Source organism: Pseudomonas sp. ATCC PTA-122608 (assembly GCF_001952855.1).
GTDB lineage: Bacteria > Pseudomonadota > Gammaproteobacteria > Pseudomonadales > Pseudomonadaceae > Aquipseudomonas.
The window spans coordinates 118,370-136,787 of the sequence record NZ_LPNO01000016.1 but is presented as its reverse complement, the minus strand read 5'-3'; the positions used below and the strand labels follow the sequence as shown (position 1 = coordinate 136,787).

Here is an 18,418-nt window from a genome sequence, read left to right as displayed (position 1 = left end):
AGCGGGAAACTAGCCTCAAGATGAGATCTCACTGGAACCTTGAGTTCCCTGAAGGGCCGTCGAAGACTACGACGTTGATAGGTTGGGTGTGTAAGCGCTGTGAGGCGTTGAGCTAACCAATACTAATTGCCCGTGAGGCTTGACCATATAACACCCAAGCAATTTGCAGGCTTCGAGCTGAAAGGCGAAAGAGCACCAGATTGCGGTGTGTGAAGACGAAACGAACCGAAAGTTCGAGATACTCACAAACACCGAAAGCTATCACATACCCAATTTGCTGAAGCGAGACCAACTGGTCACGACTCAGTACCCGAATTTCTTGACGACCATAGAGCATTGGAACCACCTGATCCCATCCCGAACTCAGCAGTGAAACGATGCATCGCCGATGGTAGTGTGGGGTTTCCCCATGTGAGAGTAGGTCATCGTCAAGATTAAATTCCGAAACCCCTGATTGCTAACGCAATCAGGGGTTTTGTTTATGTAGAAGTCCATGATTTTCACCGGCACGTTGCGAGCGCAACGGTCTGGTACACAGAATTTCTTGACGACCATAGAGCATTGGAACCACCTGATCCCATCCCGAACTCAGCAGTGAAACGATGCATCGCCGATGGTAGTGTGGGGTTTCCCCATGTGAGAGTAGGTCATCGTCAAGATTGAATTCCGAAACCCCTGTCTGCTAACGCAGACAGGGGTTTTGTCGTTTAAGGAAGCAAAGAAACAGGACCGACTCAACCTTTGCGTGCCTTCGCATTTCGCCTGGCCAGCAACTTGCGCCACCAGATGTAGATCCCGGTTGCCGACAACATCGCGATCACAATCCCCAGCAGCGCAATCAATACCTGCCCCATCAGCCCGATGATCCTGCCTCCATGGATCGGCAGCTGCAGCCGATAAAAGCGCTCTCCCAACGTACCTTGCCCTGCTATTTCCTGCCCTAATAAACGCCCGTCCGTCCCATGGAAAAACAACCAGGATTTTCCATGGGCCTCGGTATCATGTTGCCCAAAACCAGCGCCATAGAAGTTGTACTCGAAGCTGTAGTACAGCTCCCCAATCGCCGCTGTAAGCCCAAGCCGTTTGCCTTCCTCTAACGCCCTTTCATAGGCCTGTTGATAACTCAACTGCGTCACGCCCAATTGCTCGCTCGGTAGCCTGCCACGAGCCTCATAGACGCTGGCCTCGACCGGTGAGAACAGCGACACTGCGGGCTTGAACACCTGACTCGGCAAATTCATTGCCACGCTGCTGACCGCGATCGGCAGCAACAACAGCCAAAGCCACAGCCCACCTGCGCGATGCAGGTCGAAATTCAACCGATAAGTATGACCACCCTTGATCTTCCAAGCCGTGGACCACTTCTTCCAGAAGGGTGTGCCCCGCGGCAGGGTCAGCCACAGCGCGATAAAACAATCGAATACCCACGCAATCGCCACCAACCCCATCAGCCACAAACCCCAATTTCCCGGCAGTGTCAGGTTGTAGTGAAACTCCAGAATGAACGGAATGAGATTCTCACGCTGAAAGCAGCAAGCGCCCCAAAAGCGTCGCCCCATTTCTTCACCACTGACCGGATCGAGATAGAAAACCTGGTTAGGTTCATCAAAGGGTTTGCCGGTCGCCGGATCGTTTCTGGCGACTGCCGCCAACATAGCGGTATGACCGGCCTCTTGTGGATATTCCATGTACCAGACCTGCAGCTTGGGATGCTGCCCCTGCAGCGTGTCCACCAGTTCACCTGGCGGCAATGCACGGCCCTTGGCTGTCGCTTCGTAGAACCCGGGATTGAGCCATTCATCCAGTTCATGGTTGAACGCCAGAAGGCTGCCCGTTATCCCCGCCATCATCAGAAACAACGCCGTCGCCAACCCGATGTAACGATGAAATAAAACCAGACATGCACGCATACAGTTTTCCTGCAAATACAACAAAGCCAGCGCCTGGAATCAGGTACTGGCTTTGGATGAATCGAGAGAAATTAGAACTGGTAGCTCACCGTCGCACTGACGTTGCGCTCTTCACCCAGATAGCAGAAGTTCAGGCTCGCGCACGACGCCACGTAAGACTCGTTCGTCAGGTTGTTGGCATTCAGGCGCAGATCCACACCCTTCAACCCCACCTTGCCCAGGTCATAACCCATCGAGGCATCAAACAGCGTGTAGGCGGGCACCTTCATGGTGTTCTCCGCATCCGCCCAGCTGTAGCCGACATAGCGCACACCACCGCCGAGCCGCAGGCCATCCAGAGCACCGCTGTCGAATTTGTAGTCGGCCCACACCGATGCCATATGACGCGGAGCCTGGGTCGGCGAATTTCCCTTGTTCTCGATCACGTTGCCCGCAGTACTCAACGTGCTGACCATCGACTTTGAATACTCGATGTCAGTGAAGGTATAGCTGCCCAGCAACTTGAGATTGTCAGTCAGCTGCATATGCGCCTCCAACTCCAGGCCCTGGGAGCGCACAGCACCTACCGCGCGATAGAAGTTTTCCTGCGGCAGCTTGGTCGCCAGGTTTTCCTGATCGATACGGAACAGCGAAGCGGTGAACAGGTTGTCAGTACCCGGCGGCTGATATTTCAAGCCAACCTCCCACTGGGTGCCGTCGGTAGGTGCCAGGGGATTGCCGGCACTGTCCGAATAGGAGTTCGGGTTGAAGGATTCGGAATAGCTGACGTAGGGCGCAAGACCGTTTTCAAACAGATAAAGCGCTCCTGCACGCCCGGTCAGCTTGGTACGGTTATCACTGATCTCCGTGCCCACCGGTCGTCCCGCTTCAGCAATGCGGTTTTCATCAGAGGTCTCAACCCAATCCTGACGCAGCCCGAGGGAGAACCGCCACTTGTCCATCTCAATCAGGTCCTGCAGGTAAACGCCGGTCTGCTCGAGCCGACGCAGATAACTGGTTGGACTGTAATAACTGATCTCGGAATTGCCATACGCCGGATTGAACGCATTGATCGGCGCAAGAGAGCCGCTGCTCCAGTCCACAACGGTTTTGCGCCGCTGATAGTCCGCCCCCATCAACACCGTGTGCTTGGTTGCGCCGGTAAAAAACTCAGCCTGCAGCATATTGTCGATAATGAACGCATGCAGCTTCTCGTCACCGCCTGAGTAGTAGCGATTCAGCTCATTACTGGTGGGCGTGGTCCAGCCATAGGCATACACCTGGTCCAGCCGGACCTTCGAATCCAGATACCGAAAGTTCTGCCGCGCCGTGAAAACATCATTGAAGCGATGCTCAAACTGATAGCCGAACGACTGCTGATCACGTTTGTACCCATCAATGTCCGGCTCACCCTCAAAGAAGTGATTGGAAATTCGCTGGACATTGCGCTGATGCAGCACGCCGTCCGCCGGCATGCCACCGTGGTAGCCACCGTCGGGATCATGCTGTAGATAAGCCTGGAGTGTGAGGGACGTGTCATCGGTAAAGTCGATGCTCAAGGTGGGCGCCAGTGCGTAGCGTTTTTCCTTGGCATGGTCGAACTGTGTGTCGGACTTGTCCGCAAGCCCGGTCAGTCGGTAAGCAATACGCTTGTCGTCATCCACTGGGCCGCTGAAGTCGAAACCCATGCCTCGCTGCCCTTGGGAACCCACGGTGGCCTGCACTTGATGGTATGGCTCAAACAATGGCTTCTTGCTGGTCAACGCCACCAGCCCGCCCGGCGAGCTGCGCCCGTAGAGCACCGATGACGGGCCTTTGAGAATATCCACCCGCTCGAGGAAGTACGGGTCCACCTGCATGGTGCTGTAAGTCCCGCTGTCCCCCATGGATTTCAAACCGTCGAGGTAGATGTTATCCACCGAACCGTCGTTGAAACCACGCATCGCCACGTAGTCGTAACGGTGAGTGGCGCCATACGGGTTGGTCAGCACGCCAGGGGTGTAACGCATGGCCTGGGCAACGGTTTGCGAGCCCTGGTCGTCCATCTGCTCGCGGGTCACCACTGAAACCGTCTGGGACGTTTCCACCAGCGCGGTACTGGTCTTGGTGGCGATCTGGCTGTGAGTCGCGTTGTAGCCGTCCATGCTGCCCAAGGCATTACCCAGGGCGAAGCCTCTGATGTCGGTGGTCGGCAAGGTCAGCGCCTCGCTCTCGGGCTGTGCCTGCAACACGAAACTCACGTCGTCCTGAGCCTGCGCCTGCAAGCCTGACCCGCTGAGCAACTGGCTCAAACCTTGTTCGGCAGAGTACTCCCCATGCAGCCCGACAGACTGGCGGCCCTGAGTCTGCGCAGGCGTGCTGGAAAGTGTGATGCCTGCCTGACGGGCAAACTGATTGAGCGCATCGCTCAGCGGGCCTGCGGGGATGTCATAGCGCTGGCTGATACGCTCGACGCCGCTATCAGCCGCGGCGCCGGCCACGGGCAGCAAGCCGATGCCCATTGTGGTCGACAGCAACGCTGCACGTACGGCTTTGCTGAGCAAAGGGTAGGAAGAGGGTGAGTTACTGAAAAAACGCACAGTCATTATCGAGATCCGTAGAGGTCGCTGAAGGCAGATTGAATTGCTTACTGTCTAAGCCGGACTCACGGAAAAAAGCCGCCAAAAATAAATCAGGTGCGACAAAAATAATCAGGCCTGACGCTCCAGGCTCACCCACCAGCGGGTGCGATAGCGCAGGCGCACAGGCAGCGTCTGCGGAAGGATCGCCAACAGCTTCTCAGTGTCTTCCAGGCGAAAAACACCCGACAAGCGCAAGTCTGCGATATCACTTGAACAGCCCAGATAACCCTGGCGATAGCGCCCCACCTCCGCCAGGAAGTCGGCAAGACGCATGTTGCGGGTGACGATTAATCCGTCGGCCCAGGCCCCAGTATCCATATCCGAAGGCGGCGCGAGAACGACCCCGTTCTGACGCACCACGTAGCTTTCTCCTGCATGCACTTGAGTAAACAGCCCGTCGGCGGTATGCGGTGAGTGAATCGCGACGTTGCCTGAGGCCACGCTCAAGCGTGTGCAATCACCGTCCTGGCGCACCACAAACCGCCCGTCGATGCCTTCGAACAGGCCATGGCGAGTGCGAACCAGCAACGGTGCGGTTGCAACGGCGCCGCAGGTCACCAGGATTTCCCCGCGTAGCAACGTGATCAAGCGTTGCTGCGGTTTGAAGTCCAGGTCCACCGCGCTGTCGGTATTGAGCTGCAGGCGTGTGCCATCCGGCAGTTGCACGCTGCGACGCTCGCCGGTGGTGGTCGCCAGGTCCGAGGTCCAACGCTGCCAGCCGGTGAGGTCTCGACTTGCCCAGGCCGCCGAGCCCATCAACAGCACACCGGACAACACCTTCAACGCTTGCCGGCGGCCAAGGCGCTGGGCACTGTTCTCCAGCGCCACATGGGCTCCGGGGATCGCCGCCAATTGGCTGCTCAATTCATGCTGCAGCGCCTGCACGCGTTGCCAGGCCAGCTCGTGTTCATGATGAGCCTCACGCCAGTGCTCGCACTGCGCCTTCAGCCGGACATTGGCGCGATTGTTACGCAAGCGCAGCATCCAGCTGATGGCCTGCTTGACCACCTGCGGGTCGGGCCCGGAGCGCGCTGCGTTATCCATCGAGGTCATGCCTCATACCGCAGCACATAACAGTGATACAGCGCCTCGGCGACATACCGCTCTACCGAGCGCAACGACACGCCCATCTGCTGCGCAATCTGCTTGTATGTCAGCCCGTCGCACTGAGCCAGTAGAAACGCCTTGCGCACCTTGGGCTTGAGTCCGTCCAGAAGCCGGGCGATGGACTCCAGCAATTCCAGAATCAGCGCACGCTCTTCAGCACTCGGAGCCAAGGCTTCGGGCAAGTGCGCGATGGACTCCAGATAGGCGCGCTCGATTTCTTCGCGACGCCAATGATCGATCACCAAGCCTCGGGCGATGGTACGCAGGAAGGCCCGAGGAGCCTTGAGTTCGAAGCGTTCGGTTTTTTGCAGCAAGCGCACGAACGTGTCCTGCGCCAAGTCCGCCGCATCTGCTGCATTACCCAGGCGGCTGCGTAGCCAGGTGTTCAGCCAGCCATGATGGTTGCTGTAGAGCGTCTGTACTGCGTACTCGGAAGAGGGCATTCACGCGGCCTGGCAAAACGTCACAAATGATAATTAGTCGCATTGTCGGCAACGCTGAAAAATTTTGCAACTCCTGCCACCAGAGGCCTACCGCTGGTCGGCTTCTGACGCAAAAAGCAGATGCTTCTCACAAATTCCTAAGATTTATCCTGACTTGGCCGACAGCCTGACGAGCCATGCGTGCACCGAAATAGAGCAGTCAAAGAGTCTGCCTATCCCGTTACATGGAATGTTGCATCCGGCACGCTCACCCCCTTTTGGCAAAAAGAAGTCAATGAAATGAATCTCAAGTTCAGTCATAAAATTCTGTTGGCCGCGTCAGGCGTAGTGGTTCTGGCCTTCGCGTTATTCACGTTCTACAACGACTACCTGCAGCGCAATACCATCCGGCAAAACCTGGAATCGTCTATTCAGCAGTCCGGTGAACTGACCGCCAGCAGTGTGCAGAACTGGCTCAGCGGCCGGGTACTGGTACTGGAAAGCCTGGCGCAAAACGTGGCCCACCAAGGCAGTGCTGCCGATCTTCCGGGGTTGGTCGACCAGTCGGCATTTACCTCCAACTTCCAGTTCACTTACGTCGGTTCAACCAACGGTGTGTTCACCCAACGGCCCGACGCCAAAATGCCCGATGGCTACGACCCGCGTCAGCGCCCTTGGTACAAACAAGCCGTGGCCGCCGACAAGACCATGCTCACGCCGCCCTATATGGCAGCGGTAGGTGGGCTGATCGTGACCATCGCGATGCCGGTGAAAAAGAATGGTGAACTGCTAGGCGTGGTTGGCGGTGACCTGAGCCTGCAAACCCTGGTGAAGATCATCAATTCGGTGGATTTCGGCGGCATCGGCCATGCATTCCTGGTCAGCGGTGACGGCCAGGTGATCGTCAGCCCGGACCAGGACCAGGTGATGAAAAACCTCAAGGACATCTATCCGGGCACCAACGTACGCATCGATAAGGTCAGCCAGGAAGTGGTCCTCAATGGCCAGGAACGGATCCTGTCCTTCACCCCGATCAGCGGGTTGCCGAATGCAGATTGGTACATCGGCCTGTCGATCGACAAAGACAAAGCCTACGCACCGCTGGGCAAGTTCCGTACCTCGGCATTGATCGCCATGTTTATTGCAGTCGCCGCCATCGCGGTGTTCCTGAGCCTGCTGATCCAGGTCTTGATGCGCCCGCTGACCACCATGGGCCGCGCCATGCAGGACATCGCTCAGGGTGAGGGTGACTTGACCCGCCGCCTGACCGTGGAAAGCAAGGACGAGTTCGGTGACTTGGGCAGTGCCTTCAACCAGTTCGTCGAGCGTATTCACGCGTCAATTTCCGAAGTTTCCTCGGCTACCCGCCAAGTACATGACTTGTCCCAGCGTGTAATGGCCTCGTCCAACGCATCGATCGTCGGCTCCGACGAACAAAGCGCCCGCACCAACAGCGTGGCCGCGGCAATCAACGAGCTGGGTGCCGCCACTCAGGAAATCGCGCGCAACGCCGCTGATGCTTCGCAACACGCCAGCGGTGCCAGCGAGCAGGCCGATGACGGACGCAAGGTGGTGGAGAAAACCATCCTGGCGATGTCGGAGCTTTCGCAAAAAATCAGCCTGTCGTGCACGCAGATTGAAACCCTGAACGCCAGCACCGACAACATCGGCCACATCCTGGATGTGATCAAAGGCATTTCCCAGCAAACCAACTTGCTGGCCCTCAACGCTGCGATTGAGGCTGCGCGCGCCGGTGAAGCGGGACGTGGGTTTGCCGTGGTAGCGGATGAAGTCCGCAACCTGGCGCACCGCACCCAGGAGTCGGCAGAAGAGATCCACAAAATGATCACCTCGCTGCAGATCGGCTCGCGTGAGGCCGTGACCACGATGAACGCCAGCCAGACCTCCAGCGAAGAAAGCGTCGAGGTCGCCAACCAGGCCGGTGAACGCCTGGTCAGCGTGACTCAGCGGATCGTCGAGATCGACGGCATGAACCAGTCGGTAGCGGCCGCCACCGAGGAACAGACTGCCGTGGTGGAAACCCTCAACGTCGACATCAACCAGATCAACCTGCTGAACCAGCAAGGCGTGGCCAACCTCAACGAAACCTTGAAGGATTGCGACGCGTTGTCTCAACAAGCCAACCGGCTGAAGCAGTTGGTCGACAGTTTCAAAATCTGATGATCAACCTGTAGGAGCGAGCTTGCTCGCGAAGAACGTCAACGATAACGCAGCGCTATCAGATAGCCCGTGTTGCCTATTCGTTTTTCGCGAGCAAGCTCGCTCCTACAGTTTTAGCCAAACATCGCTCGCACATTCTCCAGCGCGCTGTCAGCGAATGCCTGTACAAACGGCTCAAACCCCTCCACACCTTGTTCAACCGGTTCGGCGATGATCGTCCAGGTCACCCGTGAGCAGCCCTCTCCCAATGCTTCGACATCCATGGCTGCCCACAGGCGTGCCACGCCCAAGGTGTTGTAAATCGTTGTCCAGGTCATGTGCATGGCCTGCTCGTCCCGGCTGTTGAGTTGTTCCACCACCAGATTCCCATCGTGGAAGCATTTCTTGCGCAGCGATCCCGTGCCCGCACCGGTCATTTCGATGTGCGACAAAGCGGGGATAAATTTATCAAATCCAGAAAAATCACCGACTACTGCCCACGCACGGGCGGCATCGCAGGCAACCATCACTGAAGACACCACAGGCTTGCCGCAAGGGTTGCGAATCAACGTATCGGGTTTCATAGGGTTTCCTTCAATTGAGAGCCTGGTCGCAGGAAACCGATGCTCTTGAGGTATTCGCAGCCCATGCGTAACAGCGCCGGATTTTTTTCGGGGTAGTGCGTGCCCATCTGCTCGACGCCACGTTGTGCGTTGTCATGCCGGATCATTGAGGTATCGCCGATGTCCTCGCCTACGCCATTCAGGTAGAAACCCAGTACGCCGAACAATGCATTGCGGCTATCTACCGTGTGCAGGTGACGTTGCCAGTGGGCGACGCTCACCAGTTCGAATGCATGGCCTGCCTGGCGAAAGGCGTCGACGTAGGATTCCCAGCTCAAGGGTTGCGGGTTGTGCAGGTTGAACACGGTTCCTCCATCACGACAGCGGCCACTGTGGAACGCAACAAACCGGGCAAGAAAGTCCACGGGCATCAAGTCAAAATTCAGCTTGAGGCTGGGCACCAGGCCCAGTTGGAGTGAGCCCTTGAGCATCAACATCAGGCGATTTTTCTGTGGTTCGCAGACACCGCTGCGGCTGTTGAAACTGATGTTTCCTGGGCGATGGATATTGACCCAGGCACCCTGCTCGGCGGCGCGCCCCAGCAAGCGCTCCGCGACCCATTTGGACAGGTTGTAGCCATTCTGGATGTAAAGCGGCGGGGTGGCGGCGTGGGTCTCGAGTACCTGGCCTTGGGCGTCGATGCTGCTGGCCGCCGACAGCGTCGAGATAAAGTTGAAGACCTTCTTGCAGCGGGTTTCACACAGGCGCAGGCATTCCAGCACCGGTTCGACGTTGTCCTTGGCCAGCGTGGCGTAATCCATCACATGATTGACGTGGGCGGCGTTGTGCACCAGCACGCCGAACGCCCCGGTGAGGTAGTCATATGCCTGGCTGGACAAGCCAAGGCGCGGCTGACTGATGTCGGCGGCATACACCCGCACTCGGCTCAGGTCCAGGTGTTCCAGGCGGTACTCACGCAGCGCCTCGGCGAACCGTGCGGTCGCCGAATGTCCGGGGTGCTCGCGCACCAGGCACGCCACTTCAAGTGCGCCGTCGGCCAGCAGCGCCTCGACGATATGCACCCCGAGAAAACTGTTGGCCCCGGTCACGATCACCCTGCGGCGTTCTCCTGCCTGGTCCGCCGGCAATGTCTGCACGTCCAGCTCACGTAGCGTATCCCGGGTTGCCTGGCCGGTCGGTGCATCGGGTGGTGCATCGTCACCCATCAGCGTCGCGAGGGTGCGGACCGTGGGGGTCTCAAAAAAACGGCTGAGGGAGAGGCTGCGCCCGAACTGCTCGCGAATGCGCAGCAGCATCATCGACAGGAGGATGGAATGGCCACCGAGATTGAAGAAGCTTTCATCCGTCGACAACTGCGTGGCCGGCACGCCCAGCAACTCGCTCCACAGGTTGAGCAACTGCACTTGCATCGGCGTGTGCGGTTCGCCGTGAGTGGTGGCCGGCAGCGGTTGAGTCGGTAGCGCAAGCAATGCCTGGCGGTCGACCTTTCCGTTGGGCGTGCACGGCATGCTCGCAAGCTCCGTGCACAGCGTGGGTTGCAGATAGTCCGGCAGTGTTTGCCGGGCATGCTGCTTCAGTGCAGCCAGGGCGCCTGGTGTTTCGGGCTGGGCGACAAAGGCCAGGATTCGCCGATGATGATCAATCACGACTGCCACTTGGCGAAACAGCTGACTGCTACGCAGGCAATGTTCGACCTCTTGCGGCTCGACCCGGAAGCCACGGATCTTCACTTGCTGATCCCGCCGCCCGCCCAGTTCGATCCCGCTTTGCGTCCACTTCGCCAGGTCGCCGCTGCGATAGGCCCGCAAGGCCTGACCGTCGGGCAACGCCAGGTGCACGAAATGCTCGGCGGTCTGCCGAGGCTGGTTGAGGTAACCCAGACTGACGCCAGGGCCGACGATGTACAGCTCGCCCATCACCTGTTCGTCCACCGGTTGTAGCTGCTCGTCGAGGATCAGTACCTGGCTGTTGGCGATGGGTGTGCCGAGGTTGCGGTTACTGTCGCCTGGCAGCAACGTGCGGTGGGTCGCCAGCACGGTGGCTTCGGTGGGGCCATAGAAATTGTGCAGGCGACACTGCCCCGCCAGTTGTTCGATGACATAGGGTTCGCATAGATCACCGCCGGTGATCACATGGGCCAGGCCAAGGGGTTGATCCAGCGGCAGGATGCTCAGTAACGCGGGAGGCAGGAAGGCGTGAGTGATGCGCTGTTGGCGGATCAGCTCCACCAGTTGCTGCGGGTCGCGGCGCTGGTCTTCACTGGGCACGATCAACTCGGCGCCCGCTATCAGGCTCGCGAAGATATCAATCAGCGAAGAGTCAAAACTCAAGGGCGAGAATTGTAAGACGCGGCTGTGTTCGTTCAGTTGTACCTGGCCGCCGAACCAACTGGTGAAGTGGGCCAGGTTGTACTGACTGAGCAGCACGCCTTTGGGCTGGCCAGTGGTGCCCGAGGTATGGAGCACCATGCAGGGGGCGTCCATAGGCGGGCGCTGGCGCAATAACGGTGGGGTGTCGTGGGTGTCGAGGGTACTGACATCCACTGCAGAAAAACCGTCCCGCAGTGGATGCTTGCCATCATCCAACAGAACCGAGACGTCGGCGTTTTCCAGCATGGCTTGCTGGCGTTGCAGGGGATGGCCCGGCTCCAGCGGCAGGTACACCGCGCCACAAGCCAGCACCGCGAGGATGCTGGCGTACAGATCAAGACACTTGCCCAGGCAGACGCCGATCACCGGCGGCGTGTCGCAGGCCCCAAGCAGAGGCACTAAGTGCTGTCGGATCGCCAGACTCTTGCGATGCAACTGTCGATAACTCAGCACGCTGCCAGCGATGTTCAGCGCCGGCCGGTCGGCGAAGGTTTGAAGACTGCTTTCCAGTCGTTCGATCATTGGCACCTGGGCTTGCTGCCACAACACCGCATCGGCGGTCTGGTTAAAGCGATGCAGGTACGCCAGCGATGCAAGCGCTTGCAGGCTGTGTTCCGGATCATCGGAGGCGACCGTCGTCTGCGAGAAATAGCCCGGGTCCCGGGAGAACCCGCTCACCTGCTGGGCCACCCATTCCACCAAGTCGCTTACTGCCTGTTGACGCAACCGTTGTCCATTCCCACAGGCTTCGCCGGCAACGTCCAGAGTCGCCTGAAGTCGCCGTGAGCGGGCGTAACACCTGAACTGCAGGGCTGGCAGTCCGCAGTCTGTCAACGCTCCCCTGCTCAGGCGCAGGCTCATCAATGCCGTGCAGGCCAAGCCTGGCGGCACCTCCTCGCTACCGTCATCAATCAGCAGATCGACGTGGGTCACGTCCTGTGCTCGCACCAACCCATGACCGTATTGCGCCAGCGTTTCACTGATTTCATCCAACGCTGCACTGGAGCCTGCCAGTCCAATTTTCAGGCGCCTCATGGGTGCCCTCCTGGCGCCGGAAGCAAGGCATCCAACGCCCTAACCACGCTCGGCGTTTGCAGCAGGCCGCTGTGATTCAGAAACCCCATGATATTGCCGATCAGTGGGTGCTGGCGGGTAATGGGAAAGCCCATCGCCTGCACTTCAGCGCGTAGCGCAGCGCGCGTGCCGTCACTGACATCCAGGTGCTCGATCAATTGCAGGTCGAAGTTTTTTTGCAGGTCGTGGGTCAAGTAATGCTGGAGAAATACCGGCAGGATCCGGGCGATGCAGTCGCGGTCCGAGGCGTTTGCAGACTGCCAATAAATACGCACCAGACGCGTCCAGAAAACCGCATGACGGCCCTCGTCAAACAAGTGGTCGGCCATCAAGCCACGGATGGATTGCTTGACGCTGTCGTCCTTGGAAAACGCCGCCACGTCATGGGTCACGGTATTTTCGGCGATGGCCACGGTGATCAATTCCACGGCATCGCGCAGGTGTTCGGGGGCCAGCGCCAGCGCGGCCGGCACGGCGCGGCTCAGCTCGATTTGCCCGGGCAGTTCAAGGGGCGGGATGCCGGTCATCTCGACGGTCTGCTGCATGAAATCGAGGGCGACGAGGGCGTGGTAGTCCTCATCCACCACGACGGTCATGGCGTCGTAGCGGCAGGCGAGCGGGAAGGGCACTGAAAAGCGATTCTTGGCAATGCTGCGTGCGGTCTTGTCGACGATCTCGGTTTCAAAGATCACCACGTCGTTGATGAACTTGTAGAACGTCTGCAACAAGACAAAATCCCGGTGCTGTGGGCATTGATCGACAAAGGTCGCGCTCAGCACCAAGGGTTGTCGGCTCATGGGATAAATCAACTTTTGATCATTTTCCAGCAGGCGGCGCGGGCGCGTGCGGATAGTCGCGCGGCGCTCCCAGTCATCGGCAAATGAGCGGTAGTCGGCGGGGTTCATACGCTCACCTCCGACAGGCGCAGGTGCAACCCGTCCCATAAGGCCAGGCGGCTTGCCACGGCGCCGAGGGCTGCACTGTTGGCCTGCTGCTCGCGAGTCGGGTCGGCGAGTGTGAGGCGCTGCAGCAATTGCGTGGCCGCCGGGCCATGTTCTTCGGCGTCGATCTCCATATGCCGCTTGAGGTAGTAGCAGAAGGTCGGTGCCTGGCGGTGAGCTATCTCACAGCTTTCCAGGAGGCGGTTGAACATCATCGGGATGACGCTCTCGCGGCCGTGCAGAAAAGCCGCCGCCACGCAGTGAGTCGGCGCGTTCAGGGCAACCTGCAGCGTGTCTCTGACGAACCGAGCCACGGCAGGGTGGATATAGACTTTTTGCAGGGCCGTTTCTGCATCGCAGCCGTCACGTTGCAGGCTGACGAACCGTTCGATGGTCGCCGTATTCGCGCCGACTTCACGCATGGCCTCCAGGTACAGCTCGAAGTGGCTGCCGTGTCCGCGGCCGGGGTACACGTCCGACTCTTCGCCCAATACGATTTCATTGATCAGGCGAGCCGCTTGTGGGTCCGTTGGCGGTAACCAGGGCAGGCGCATGCCGGTCAGGTCATGTTGCAGGCGCTTGGTCAGTGTCATGAAGTCCCAAACAGCGAATACGTGGTTCTCCATAAAGTATTGTAACTTTTGGAGCGTATTTACTTGTGTGAATAGTGGGTGGTTGTGCAACTGCTGCTTTTTTTGTTTAAGCAGGTGTGAGTGCTGGAGCATGGTTGATGCCTATAAGTCGTTGTCTCTTCCCTGATAAAAGCGTTTTGCTTTAGCGACAAATAAGTATTGGTTTTCACGCGCGCGCGGATGCCTTGATCGCGGACAGCCATACGTGAGGCTGGCGCCGTTATTCAACACGCCGCACGCTGTGACAAAACACAAGGCTTTATTTAAAGGAACGCCACTCACAGTGACGCCCGAGCATGGGTTCACGCTATTGGTTTGGAAGATTTGGAGTATGGATAATTAAAAACAGTAATCTGATTGGGTATTCAGTGGTTTTTAGTTTTATAAATGGTTGCAGATAAATATGTTGCTGTAGTTAGTGCGCTCTATGGAATGTGGGAAGTTTCCTTGAATGTTAAATAATAAGCTGGAGTAGTTGTTTGTTTTGAACTGTATGTTTCGGCGTGGCAGCACTTCTTTGCTGTGATGCACTGAGCCCCCCCTGACTCAGGCGGCCTCGCAGCGCTATGTGGTCGAAGGGGGAGGTTCAGTTCCCTGGAGCATTCACAGCGATGTTTTATCGTCGCGCTGTTCAAGGCTCCTGAGGTAACCCGTAATTACCTCCATGCCGCGGGTGAGGTGGTTACGCAAGGTCAGGATGCTTTCCTCGATTTTCTTTTTCGCCACCAGGTCCAGCAGTTCCCGGTGGTCTTCCTGGGACGTTTTGCCCAGGCCCATGGCTTCGAGGTTGAAGCGCAGGAAACGCTCCTCTTCGTTCAAGCCGTGTTCCACCAACTTGAGCAACCGCTGATTGCCCGCCTTGCCGTACAGCGCCATGTGGAACAGACGGTTGAGGCGGCCGATTTCGGTGTAGTCGCTTTCCCGTTCCAGTGCGTCGATGAAGGCGCCAGCCTGGGCAATGTCATCGGCAGTGAGCAGAGGAATCGACAAGCGCAGTGCTTCGGATTCCAGGAGTATGCGCAGCGCATAGGTTTCTGCCGAATGGTCTTCAATCAGTGGCGCCACCACTGCGCCTTTGTGGGTGACCACATGCAGCAGTGACTGGGCTTCCAGTTGACGCAATGCCTCGCGCACCGGCATCCGGCTGACCCCGAACAAGCTGGCCAGCTCCTGTTGGCGCATGGCGGTGCCGCAGGGCAAGCGACCATCCAGAATGGCGTTGCGCAATGTTTCTTCAATCACGGAGCGAGCAAGATGGGCGGGGATAGGCCCGCTGATCTGGATGCTGCTCAAGGGGTTCGGCTTCTGCGTCACGACTACGCTATCCTCCTTTTCAGGGTGAGGTGGCTAATTGGATCCAATGCACACTAGAGTTTGTCCACAAGCTTGTCAAACAGGCAAGGTTTCGGCTTGTAAGTGACTCAACAATGCGGTCTTTTGACCCACATTTCTGACTTGCCGTGTCTTACGGCGGCTATGGAAAAATAGGTACTGTTGCGGTGATTGCACCGTGCCATTGTTTTTTAGCATTCGAACCTTCACCATCCAACGCTACTCCGTCTTCTTCTACGGATTGAACGCTTTGGCGGTACGTTTTATTCCCCCTTGGGTCCTGCGCTGGCTTTTTTCGGTGCTGTTGCTGGCTGGCTTATTGCCCGGCGGGTTGCATGCCGATTGGGATTTCTCCCAGATCAGCCGCAAAGCGACCGCACTATACGGCCCGTTGGGAGAAGGGCAGCAGCGCATTGATGCCTGGCAACGGTTGTTGGCGACGCAGAAACAAGTCAGCGAGCTGGAGCAGCTTAAGGTAGTCAACCTGTTCTTCAACAAGCAAATGCACTATGTGGAAGACATCGACCTGTGGCACCAAGTGGACTATTGGGAAACCCCTATCGAAGGCCTGTGGAAGGGCGCCGGGGATTGCGAAGACTATGCAATCGCCAAGTATTTCAGCTTGCGTCACCTGGGCGTCGCCAGCGACAAATTGCGCATTACCTACGTCAAGGCGTTGCGTCAGAATCGCGCCCACATGGTCTTGACCTATTATTCGACGCCGGACGCGATGCCGCTGGTGCTCGACAGCCTGACCGATGAAATCCAGCCGGCAAGCCAGCGTACCGACTTGCTGCCTGTCTATTCCTTCAATGCTGAAGGCTTATGGTTGCCGGGCGCCAAGGGCGACAAAAAAGTCGGTGATACCAAACGCTTGTCACGCTGGCAGGATGTGTTGAAACAAATGCGTGCGGAAGGCTTTCCAGCCGAGCCTGCCAACTAGGAGTACCTGTACAGATGTCTCTGTTCAAACAGCTTTTGATCGCTATCTGTCTGTTTTTGGTGGTCGCCTTCAGCGGCAGCTTCATGGTGAGCCTGGAAAGTTCGCGCACCCAATATGTCAACCAGTTGCGTTCCCACGCGCAGGACGCCGCCACCGCGTTGGCGCTGTCACTGACCCCTAATATTGATGACCCGGCGATGGTGGAGTTGCTGGTCAGCTCAATCTTCGACAGTGGTTACTACGCCAGCATCCGCGTGGTGGACCTGAAAAATGATCAGGTTATTGTCGAGCGCAACGGTACCCCCGACAGCGATGGCGTGCCCAAATGGTTCGTCAACCTGATCGGCCTGGAGCCGGCGGGCGGCGACGCCTTGGTTAACCGTGGCTGGGAGCAGGCGGCACGGGTCGAGGTGGTCAGCCACCCGATGTTCGCCCTGGCCAAGCTCTGGCGAAGCGCGCTTGGCAGCCTTGGCTGGCTGTTGCTGTGTGGCGCTGTCAGCGCCGTGCTGGGAGCCCTGTTGCTGCGCCGACAATTGAAGCCCTTGGACTACATGGTCAAACAGTCCCACGCGATTGCCCGTCGGGAGTTCTTGAGCTTGCCAGAACTGCCGCGCACCCCGGAGCTACGTCGTGTGGTGCAGGCGATGAACCAGATGGTGGAGAAACTCAAGGCGCTGTTTCAGGAGCAGGCCGAGCGCAGTGAAAGGCTGCGGGTCGAGTCATACCAAGACACCCTCACCGGCCTGGCTAACCGGCGTTATTTCGAGATGCAACTTAACGCCCGGGTGAGTAATCCGGAGGAGACCAACTCCGGTTATTTGCTGCTCCTGCGGGTCAAGGACCTGGCCGGACTCAACCAGCGCCTGGGCGGCCAGCGCACCGACCAATTGCTGCAGGCGGTGGGCGAGCAACTGTTGCGTCAGTGCGAGCCGTACCCGGAAACCCACAACCTGGTCACCCGGATCCGCGGCGGCGAGTTTGCCGTGCTGGCGCCGGGGCTGGTACGCGAAGAGGCCTTGCAGCTGGCGCAAAACCTGGAAAGCGTCCTGCTTAGCCTGCAAGCCACGGGTGCCAGCGATGTCACGCCGGTCGCTTACATCGGCCTGGCACCGTTCAACCATGGCGACGCACCGCAAGCCGTGCTGACACTGGCCGACCAGGCCTTGGCCCAGGCGGAGACCCAAGGCGACACCAGTTGGGTCTGCCTGGACCATAGCGCGCCCGCCAGCGTTGGCGATGACCATCACGCCTGGCATACCTTGCTCGACCAGGCGTTGACCGAGCGACGTTTTCAACTGTATTTCCAGCCGGTGGTTGCCAGCCACGACCCGCAGGTGGTGCTGCACTACAAGGTGTTGTCACGCCTGCAGGACGACCAGGGGCAGACGATTGCGGCAGGGCGTTTCCTGCCATGGCTTGAACGGTTCGGCTGGTCGGCGCGTCTTGACCGCATGATGCTGGAGCTGGTGTTCAAGCAGATGGCCGGCCACACCGAATCCCTTGCGCTGAACCTGTCGGCCGCGACCTTGGCCGACCCTCAAGCCCTGAATCGAGTGTTCGAGTTGTTGCGTCAACACTCCAATCTCGGCCCACGGTTGACCCTGGAAATCGGCGAAGAGCAATTGCCGGAACAAGCGGCGCTTGAGCAACTGACCCATCGCCTGCGCGAGCTCAATTTCTCCTTGAGCCTGCAGCGCTTCGGCGGGCGCTTCAGCATGATCGGCAACCTGGCGCGCCTGGGCCTGGCCTACCTGAAGATCGACGGCAGCTACATTCGCGACATCGACCAAGAGAGCGACAAACGCCTGTTTATCGAAGCGATCCAGCGCGCCGCCCACAGCATTGACCTGCCACTGATCGCTGAGCGTGTTGAGACTGAGGGTGAGCTGGCGGTGATCTGCGAGATGGGTGTTTTCGGCGTGCAGGGGCAGTTGTTTGGCGAGCCGGCGCCCTGGAAGTAATGCGGGTAGCCGCTGCTGAGGCAGCGGCTACCGTCTGGGGCCTCAGATCAACCCGGTTTCTTCGTCGTTGATCAAGCTGTTCAGCCCGCCGAGTGCTTCCCGCGCCTGGTTGCGATCCAACAGTTTGGCTTGGGCCGCCGGCGGCAGGTCGGTGACGCGAATCACCCCCTTGCTGGTCAACACCTGAATCAAGTCATCCAGAACCCGAATCATCTCCAGGTCGCTTTGCTTGAGCTGATTCAGGCTGGTTTCCACGAGCGTATTGGCATACCACGCCTCAATCTCATGGTGATCGGCCGGTAGCGTCTCCGTTGACTCGTCGAAGGCGGCGGCCTCTACGCGAATCAGCCCGCCGTGTGCATCACGTTGCACATAAAACATAA

General features: G+C 58.4%; 13 protein-coding genes and 3 rRNA genes. 6 read left to right on the top strand and 10 right to left on the bottom strand.

Annotated elements, in window-relative coordinates; all coding sequences use genetic code 11:
- The 3 genes from AU074_RS16515 to rrf (AU074_RS16505) all read left to right on the top strand — a co-directional run.
- Positions 1-147, top strand: a 23S ribosomal RNA gene (locus tag AU074_RS16515); the annotation flags it as partial.
- 171 nt (positions 148-318) lie between these two features.
- Positions 319-434, top strand: a 5S ribosomal RNA gene (rrf, locus tag AU074_RS16510).
- A 109-nt stretch (positions 435-543) separates the two neighbouring features.
- Positions 544-659 (top strand): 5S ribosomal RNA (rrf, locus tag AU074_RS16505).
- Between the two features lie 75 nt (positions 660-734).
- Here rrf (AU074_RS16505) and AU074_RS16500 read toward each other — a convergent pair.
- The 4 genes from AU074_RS16500 to AU074_RS16485 all read right to left on the bottom strand — a co-directional run bounded on the left by AU074_RS16500 (position 735) and on the right by AU074_RS16485 (position 6,060).
- Complete coding sequence (locus tag AU074_RS16500; RefSeq protein WP_076015610.1) at positions 735-1,910, bottom strand: PepSY domain-containing protein; 1,176 nt, start codon at positions 1,908-1,910, stop codon at positions 735-737.
- Positions 1,911-1,981: 71 nt separating this feature from the next.
- Positions 1,982-4,474: a TonB-dependent siderophore receptor gene (locus AU074_RS16495; RefSeq protein ID WP_076015609.1), complete on the bottom strand. Its 2,493-nt coding sequence runs from the start codon at positions 4,472-4,474 to the stop codon at positions 1,982-1,984.
- Positions 4,475-4,579: 105 nt separating this feature from the next.
- The gene (locus AU074_RS16490) at positions 4,580-5,563 is read right to left on the bottom strand and encodes a FecR domain-containing protein (RefSeq protein ID WP_083676689.1); all 984 of its coding nucleotides are present in this window, start codon (positions 5,561-5,563) and stop codon (positions 4,580-4,582) included.
- Positions 5,560-6,060, bottom strand: a complete 501-nt coding sequence (locus AU074_RS16485) for a sigma-70 family RNA polymerase sigma factor (RefSeq protein ID WP_008433614.1) — start codon at positions 6,058-6,060, stop codon at positions 5,560-5,562. Before AU074_RS16485 ends, AU074_RS16490 begins: the two co-directional genes overlap by 4 nt.
- A gap of 279 nt (positions 6,061-6,339) precedes the next feature.
- On the opposite strand from AU074_RS16485, the gene AU074_RS16480 reads away from it, so the two are divergent.
- Positions 6,340-8,220, top strand: coding sequence for a methyl-accepting chemotaxis protein (locus AU074_RS16480; RefSeq protein ID WP_076015608.1), 1,881 nt, complete (start codon positions 6,340-6,342; stop codon positions 8,218-8,220).
- Between the two features lie 113 nt (positions 8,221-8,333).
- On the opposite strand, the gene AU074_RS16475 is transcribed toward AU074_RS16480, so the two are convergent.
- The 5 genes from AU074_RS16475 to AU074_RS16455 form a co-directional block, all read right to left on the bottom strand.
- Complete coding sequence (locus tag AU074_RS16475; protein WP_076015607.1) at positions 8,334-8,783, bottom strand: SRPBCC family protein; 450 nt, start codon at positions 8,781-8,783, stop codon at positions 8,334-8,336.
- Positions 8,780-12,187, bottom strand: coding sequence for an amino acid adenylation domain-containing protein (locus AU074_RS16470; protein WP_076015606.1), 3,408 nt, complete (start codon positions 12,185-12,187; stop codon positions 8,780-8,782). Before AU074_RS16470 ends, AU074_RS16475 begins: the two co-directional genes overlap by 4 nt.
- On the bottom strand, positions 12,184-13,131 hold the full coding sequence (locus tag AU074_RS16465; protein ID WP_076015605.1) for a diiron oxygenase: 948 nt from the start codon (positions 13,129-13,131) through the stop codon (positions 12,184-12,186). The genes AU074_RS16470 and AU074_RS16465 overlap by 4 nt, the downstream gene beginning before the upstream one ends.
- Positions 13,128-13,892, bottom strand: a complete 765-nt coding sequence (locus AU074_RS16460; protein ID WP_076015604.1) for a DUF3050 domain-containing protein — start codon at positions 13,890-13,892, stop codon at positions 13,128-13,130. Before AU074_RS16460 ends, AU074_RS16465 begins: the two co-directional genes overlap by 4 nt.
- A 510-nt stretch (positions 13,893-14,402) precedes the next feature.
- Complete coding sequence (locus tag AU074_RS16455; RefSeq protein ID WP_076015603.1) at positions 14,403-15,113, bottom strand: GntR family transcriptional regulator; 711 nt, start codon at positions 15,111-15,113, stop codon at positions 14,403-14,405.
- A 268-nt stretch (positions 15,114-15,381) separates the two neighbouring features.
- Between AU074_RS16455 and lapG the strand changes: the two genes are divergently transcribed.
- Both lapG and lapD read left to right on the top strand, forming a co-directional pair.
- A complete protein-coding gene (lapG, locus tag AU074_RS16450; protein ID WP_076015613.1) occupies positions 15,382-16,074 on the top strand; it encodes a cysteine protease LapG in 693 nt (230 codons plus the stop codon).
- 14 nt (positions 16,075-16,088) lie between these two features.
- Positions 16,089-18,035 carry a cyclic di-GMP receptor LapD gene (lapD, locus tag AU074_RS16445; protein WP_076015602.1) on the top strand — a complete coding sequence of 649 codons (1,947 nt, stop codon included), beginning with the start codon at positions 16,089-16,091 and terminating at the stop codon, positions 18,033-18,035.
- A gap of 42 nt (positions 18,036-18,077) precedes the next feature.
- Here the strand turns inward: lapD and AU074_RS16440 are convergent, their stop codons facing one another.
- On the bottom strand, positions 18,078-18,416 hold the full coding sequence (locus AU074_RS16440) for a tryptophan synthase subunit beta (protein WP_076015601.1): 339 nt from the start codon (positions 18,414-18,416) through the stop codon (positions 18,078-18,080).
- Between the last annotated feature and the right edge of the window lie 2 nt (positions 18,417-18,418).

Excerpts from the sequence above, each read along its gene's own strand:
- AU074_RS16500 (WP_076015610.1), bottom strand. The coding sequence starts at position 1,910 with ATGCGTGCATGTCTGGTTTTATTTCATCGTTACATCGGGTTGGCGACG.
- AU074_RS16495 (WP_076015609.1), bottom strand. The coding sequence starts at position 4,474 with ATGACTGTGCGTTTTTTCAGTAACTCACCCTCTTCCTACCCTTTGCTC.
- AU074_RS16490 (WP_083676689.1), bottom strand. The coding sequence starts at position 5,563 with ATGACCTCGATGGATAACGCAGCGCGCTCCGGGCCCGACCCGCAGGTG.
- AU074_RS16485 (WP_008433614.1), bottom strand. The coding sequence starts at position 6,060 with ATGCCCTCTTCCGAGTACGCAGTACAGACGCTCTACAGCAACCATCAT.
- AU074_RS16480 (WP_076015608.1), top strand. The coding sequence starts at position 6,340 with ATGAATCTCAAGTTCAGTCATAAAATTCTGTTGGCCGCGTCAGGCGTA.
- AU074_RS16475 (WP_076015607.1), bottom strand. The coding sequence starts at position 8,783 with ATGAAACCCGATACGTTGATTCGCAACCCTTGCGGCAAGCCTGTGGTG.
- AU074_RS16470 (WP_076015606.1), bottom strand. The coding sequence starts at position 12,187 with ATGAGGCGCCTGAAAATTGGACTGGCAGGCTCCAGTGCAGCGTTGGAT.
- AU074_RS16465 (WP_076015605.1), bottom strand. The coding sequence starts at position 13,131 with ATGAACCCCGCCGACTACCGCTCATTTGCCGATGACTGGGAGCGCCGC.
- AU074_RS16460 (WP_076015604.1), bottom strand. The coding sequence starts at position 13,892 with ATGCTCCAGCACTCACACCTGCTTAAACAAAAAAAGCAGCAGTTGCAC.
- lapD (WP_076015602.1), top strand. The coding sequence starts at position 16,089 with ATGTCTCTGTTCAAACAGCTTTTGATCGCTATCTGTCTGTTTTTGGTG.
- AU074_RS16440 (WP_076015601.1), bottom strand. The coding sequence starts at position 18,416 with ATGTTTTATGTGCAACGTGATGCACACGGCGGGCTGATTCGCGTAGAG.